A 5,433-nucleotide genomic window follows, 5' to 3' on the forward strand; every position below is an offset into this window, starting at 1 on the left:
TTTTTTTTTTTTTCTTGGGGGTCTGGCTCGCCACAAAGAACAAAGCCCCACCCCCCCCCCCCCCCCCCCCCCCCCCCCCCCCCCCCCCCCCCCCCCCCCCCCCCCCCCCCCCCCCCCCCCCCCCACGTCCCGAGACGGCTTAGCTCAGCCGAATGCGCTGGTAGTGGCAGCGTGACTGACGCATTGCCACCATCAGTCCCGCCATCAAGGCCGTGGTGGCCGGTGCCGCCCACCAGTCGCGGATCAGGATCACGGGCACGACAAGGACGGCCAGGAACACGCTCGCCTGCACCGTGACAGTCCAGGCACTCGTGGTACGGGTTTCGGGCTGGGGAGGACGCGGAATGCTAGCGTCGTCGCGAGTTGCCGCCCGGATGAGAGCGGCAGCCGAAAACGGATCAAGCACTGGGCACTTACCTGCCTTTCTTGGTCTCGTGGATGAGGGACCCCGGAGTCGGTAGCGAGCCTGCCCGGGGTTTCCTCGCGTCAACGGACGGTAGTGCTTCCATCACACCCGGCGCTATATAAACGGTTCATCGCGCAAAGTTCGAATGTCACAGCGGTGACAAATTGCCGAGTCGGGGCGACGCGAACACCTGACTTCTTTCACTTCTGACCGGACCTGACCGGAACGGATCGAAGGCGATAGGGTCCACAAGTCCCTGCATAAATGCAGCGACTTGACCCCGCTTCGGTGGAATGTGCTCCCCTGGGTGAGCCGGGCGCACGCCGCCGTCAGCGGCCGCCGGCAACCTGGACGGGGGCGCTGCGCTCACTCTCATCAGCGTTTGCGCAAATTTGCGGCGCTGCTGCGCGAGAGAACGCGCCGCTGGCTCAGGCCACGGGCCGGGGGCGGGCGGAGCGGGCTCGGTCGGCGCGAAGTGCGGCGACCGAGGCGGAGGTGTCGACGTGGTTCGATGAAGATGGGAAGGGCGTCGTTGCTGGCAGCGGCCGCCGAGCGGCGCGTTGCCAAGGTGTAGTCATCGTTAGCCGAAGCCGCCCCGGCGGCCCGGCTCGCTGGCCCCCTCTATCTCGCAGCCATGGCAGGAGCTCTCGGGGCGGCAGCCGGACGCGCCGGAAGGCCGTGCATCCGGCAGGACCGCAGCGAGGGGCACGTGCGGCAACTGCAAGCGATTCTGGTGCAGAGACGTGGGTCGGCGCCCCTTCGATATGGTCCGGCGTCGCAGCGGGCGGCCGCGATGAACGCCAGATGGTGGCTCACTTGCCTGTGTTGCGCGTGCTGCGCTGAGCTTTTCAGTCACTGCAGTGCTGCCAGAACACCTCGTCGGTTCCCCTGTTGTGCTGCCAGCGGGCCAGGAGACGTGCCGCTACCAGCCGGTCCAGCAGCTCTTTGGTCTGGGAAGGGGAGTATCCGCACAGATGGGCGACGACGTCCATGTCCATGCTGTGGTGGTGAGAGGCGGCGGAATCGTGTGCGGCCAGTACCAGCATGATCAGTTGGACGGATGGCGGTGCAGTGGCCATCCGTGTTGGTGGCGCCGGAGACAGTGCCCAGTGCGCCGCGCGCCGGCGGACGCCGCGGCTGGGAGCCTGGTCGAGGATCGCGGTATCGAGCAGCTGCACCCTCAGTGGCGCGGACTTGAACTCGGGAAGTGCGAGCCAGCCGGCGTGGGCCAGCTCCTGCCACAGCTCTGAACGCCCGCGCAGGCGCATACTGCGCAGCAGGCCCGCGGCCAGACGGGCCTGGCCTCGGGTGTCGGCCCGTAGGGCGCACTGCAGGGCCAGCAGCCGGGCGGCGGGGGAGGTGAAGCGGGGGAGTGCGGCGGCGAGGTAGGTGAGCATCTCCCGCACGCGCGCCCGCTCGCCAGCTGTGCACGAGCGTGGGGGAGTCTGCTGCCGGGCCGTATGCCGGGGCGTGACCAGCTGGGTGTCCGGCACGACGGCGGTGTGGTGTGTCGATGCTGCGCAAGCGGCGCACATGTCGGCCAGCCGCCAGACGCGGCCGCTGCGGTCGCGGGTCAGAGCGAGCAGGACGCGACCGGTGCAGCCGCGGTGCCGGGCATGCCACGAGCAGCCGCGCTCCCGGCACTGGCAGATCCGCAGGTGTCCCGGCAGGGTCTCCGCGAGCGCGTGGCCGGCCAGATGTGCCAGAGCAGCGGACCGCGGGGATCCGGTTGTGACGGGGGAGGTGTGCACGGTGCAGTGGGCGCAGGCGAGGCCCGGCCCGCCCGCGCGCGGATGTAGTTCCACCGTCCAGACGCGTCGCACCGCCGGATGCGTGCCGGCAAGCCTCATCGGGTGGTCGTCCTCCTCTGTCCGCACTGCAGTGGCGGGTGTGCCCGTTCGCGGCGCTCACGACCGCACGCACCGTAGTGCAGATCCCTGCATCGCGAGCGTTAGGCCCACCTCGGGCAAATAGTGCAGAAGTCTGCACTGACAGGGCAGGGGCCTGCACCGTCGGATGGTGGGGTGACGATCTTGCCGCCCGACCCCGACCTCACCGCACTGCGCGTCGAACTCGCGCGTCTGAGGGTCGAACGCGGCTGGACCTTCGACGAACTCGCCCGACGCAGCGGTCTGGCCAGGCGCACCCTCATTGACCTGGAACACGGCCGCACCACCGGCAGTATCACCACCTGGCACACCCTCGCCCACACCTTCAACGTGCCCGTCGATCGTCTGCTGGGCACCCTCTGCTCCGACCACACACCGCCCGGCGACCAGGCCCCCTGAACCTGCCGCACCTGCACGGCGCACGACACCGCGAACCACCCGAACCGACGAACAGGTACCGAACTTCAGATCGCACACTGGTGCGCGAGTTCGATCACCATGGGCCATGTGGAGGACACACCCACCGCCCGATTGCGCACCACCGCATGCTGCCTGGCATCTTCCGCGTCATGCACCCCGACCCCGCCAACTGCCACTGGGACGGCAGCCCCCGCAACACCCGCCCTCGCCGCTCCCTGCAGATCGCCGCCCACAGCCCCAGCCGCCTGCTGCGCGCCGGACAGACCGGCCGTTGCCGCAGCTGCGGCAACCGCATCGACTGGTACCAGCGCAGCGACAACCGGCCCATCGCCCTTCACCCCGCAGAGCTGGCCACCGCCGACATCCCCACCCAGTGCCGCTGGCATCTCAGCGGGGGCATCGCCCACCCTCACGACGACGGCAGCGGCTGGTGCCGCATCCCGCACGCCGTTCTCTGCACCCAGCGCACCCCCATCACACGCACCGGCCTACGCCTCGAAGCCCTCCGGCGCCAACTCGCCGTCCACACCCGCCGTATGACTGACAACGGCACCTTCACCCCTGCGCCGCACACGCCCGCCAAGCCCCCGCACCCCGGCGACGACCGCCCCACCCGTCCCGTCGTCCGCATGCTCCTCACCCACTACCTCGGCGAAGGCCCGATCGCAGATGTTCGCTGCATCGCGCAGACTCGCCGGCGCCACCGCTGCACCCAACCCGTCCTTACGCCAGCACTGCCAGCAGGACGCTGGGTGCTGCTGCCCACCCAACCCCACCTTGGCCAACTCGCCATCGACGACAGCCCCATGGCCGTCTACGACCTCAGCCACCTGCCTTACAGCGAGCAACTACGCTGGCGCACCCAACGCTGCCTCACCCATGCAGCCGCACCCACTGCCGCAGACCTCACCCCGGTCGGATGGCAGCCCTTCGACCCGCTCCTCCACTCCGCTCACATTCACCCCCACCTGCCCCCCTCAGCCGCACACCAACACCCTCAGTGAAAAGCCGCGCTACACCCTGGCCATCATCCACGGGCCCTGCCCAACACGCGGCCCAGGAAGCAAACCGCCTTCACCGCGAGGTGCGCCGGCCCGCCGCCCACCCACTCTTTGCCACCGAGCACACGCTCAGCCCCCTCTCTGAGGAAACCCACAACATGAATCCGACCGATGAACAGACCGCCGCAGCCGACGCCTTCCATGCCGGCGACCACCTGGCCGTGCAGGCAGGCGCGGGCACCGGCAAGACAACAACCCTGAACCTGCTCGCCCGCACCACCACACGCCGCGGCCATTACCTCGCCTACAACCGCGCCATCGCCCAGGACGCCACCACCCGCTTCCCGCGCACCGTCCAGTGCAAAACCGCCCACTCCCTTGCCTACGCCGCCATCGGGCACCGCTACGCCCGACGACTGAACGCCCCGCGGCGCCCGGCCTGGCAGACCGGACAGGCCCTCGGCATCACTAAAGGCATCCGCATCGGCGACCGCGAGGTCTCCCAACGCGCCCAGTCCAACGCCGTGCTACGCACCGTGGCCCGCTTCTGCCACACCGCCGACGACACGATCACCCACCATCACGTCCCACCTCTGCGCGGCCTGGAGGACAAAGACCTCCACACTCAGATGGCCCAGCACATCGTGCCGTTCGCTCACAAGGCCTGGGCCGACCTGCAACACCCCGAGGACGGAGCCGTCCGCTTCGACCACGACCACTACCTGAAGATCTGGGCCCTCACCCAGCCCAAACTCCACGCCGACTTCCTGCTGCTCGACGAAGCCCAGGACACCAACCCCGTCCTCGAGCAGATCTTCCTCAACCAGCGCCACCACGCCCAGCTGGTCATGGTCGGCGACTCCGCCCAAGCCATCTACCACTGGCGCGGCGCCAAAGACGTCATGGCCGACTTCGACGGAATCCAGCTGACCCTCTCCCAGTCCTTCCGCTTCGGACCCGCCCTCGCCGCGGAAGCCAACCGATGGCTAGGCCTCGCCGACGCCCCGATCCGCCTCACCGGCACCCCCTCCATCCCCACCGAACTCGGCCCCGTCACCCACCCCGACGCCGTGCTGTGCCGCACCAACGTCGGCGCCATGGCACAGGTCATGACGCTCATGGACGCGGGCTACCGCGTCGCCCTCGCACGAGGAGGCGACAGCCTGCACGCCCTGGCCCAAGCCGCCCGCGACCTGAAGGAAGGCCGCCGCACCCACCACCCCGAACTGCTTCTCTTTCCCTGCTGGGGCGATCTACAGGACTACGCCGCCCATGACCCCGCCGGACGCGATCTCCAGCCCTTGGTCAACCTGGTCGACACCCACGGCACCGACGCCATCCTCGCCGCCGTCGCCCAGCTCGTCCCCGAGCAGCACGCCCAGGTCACCGTCTCCACCGCACACAAGGCCAAAGGCCGGGAGTGGCCCTGCGTACTGATCGCGAGCGACTTCGCCCGCTCGAACGACACCATCCCCAGCGATCAAACGACAGACCCCGCCACGCCACCCGACCCCATCGACGACGCCGAAGCCCGCCTCGCCTACGTAGCCATCACCCGCACCCGACGACGCCTTGACCTCGGTGGCCTGTCCTGGATCCACGACCACCCCGACGGCACCCTCAGAGGGCGGTTCGTGAGTTGATGTCCGGTTCATCGTTGGGCTTGAGTGAGAGGCGCTGTTCGGCCCTCCGCGTCGAAGAAGAGCGCGAAGCGGCC

4 protein-coding genes are annotated in these 5,433 nt (G+C 69.2%); 3 read left to right on the forward strand and 1 reads right to left on the reverse strand.

The window, feature by feature from the left end:
• Window positions 1–1,254: 1,254 nt before the first annotated feature.
• The gene (locus tag ACZ42A_RS38860) at window positions 1,255–2,256 is read right to left on the reverse strand and encodes a hypothetical protein (protein WP_468532106.1); all 1,002 of its coding nucleotides are present in this window, start codon (window positions 2,254–2,256) and stop codon (window positions 1,255–1,257) included.
• Window positions 2,257–2,430: 174 nt separating this feature from the next.
• Between ACZ42A_RS38860 and ACZ42A_RS38865 the strand changes: the two genes are divergently transcribed.
• The 3 genes from ACZ42A_RS38865 to ACZ42A_RS38875 all read left to right on the forward strand — a co-directional run bounded on the left by ACZ42A_RS38865 (window position 2,431) and on the right by ACZ42A_RS38875 (window position 5,359).
• Entirely contained in the window at window positions 2,431–2,694 is a 264-nt protein-coding gene (locus ACZ42A_RS38865; RefSeq protein ID WP_468532107.1) for a helix-turn-helix transcriptional regulator, read from the forward strand.
• A 146-nt stretch (window positions 2,695–2,840) separates the two neighbouring features.
• Window positions 2,841–3,719, forward strand: a complete 879-nt coding sequence (locus ACZ42A_RS38870; protein WP_468532108.1) for a DUF6083 domain-containing protein — start codon at window positions 2,841–2,843, stop codon at window positions 3,717–3,719.
• A 155-nt stretch (window positions 3,720–3,874) separates the two neighbouring features.
• Window positions 3,875–5,359: a UvrD-helicase domain-containing protein gene (locus tag ACZ42A_RS38875; protein WP_468532109.1), complete on the forward strand. Its 1,485-nt coding sequence runs from the start codon at window positions 3,875–3,877 to the stop codon at window positions 5,357–5,359.
• The last annotated feature ends 74 nt before the right edge of the window (window positions 5,360–5,433 follow it).

It is taken from the genome of Streptomyces sp. NPDC030838 (genome assembly GCF_055572035.1).

Coding starts and splice junctions, on each gene's coding strand:
- ACZ42A_RS38875 (WP_468532109.1), top strand. CDS start 3,875: ATGAATCCGACCGATGAACAGACCGCCGCAGCCGACGCCTTCCATGCC.
- ACZ42A_RS38870 (WP_468532108.1), top strand. CDS start 2,841: ATGCTGCCTGGCATCTTCCGCGTCATGCACCCCGACCCCGCCAACTGC.
- ACZ42A_RS38860 (WP_468532106.1), bottom strand. CDS start 2,256: ATGAGGCTTGCCGGCACGCATCCGGCGGTGCGACGCGTCTGGACGGTG.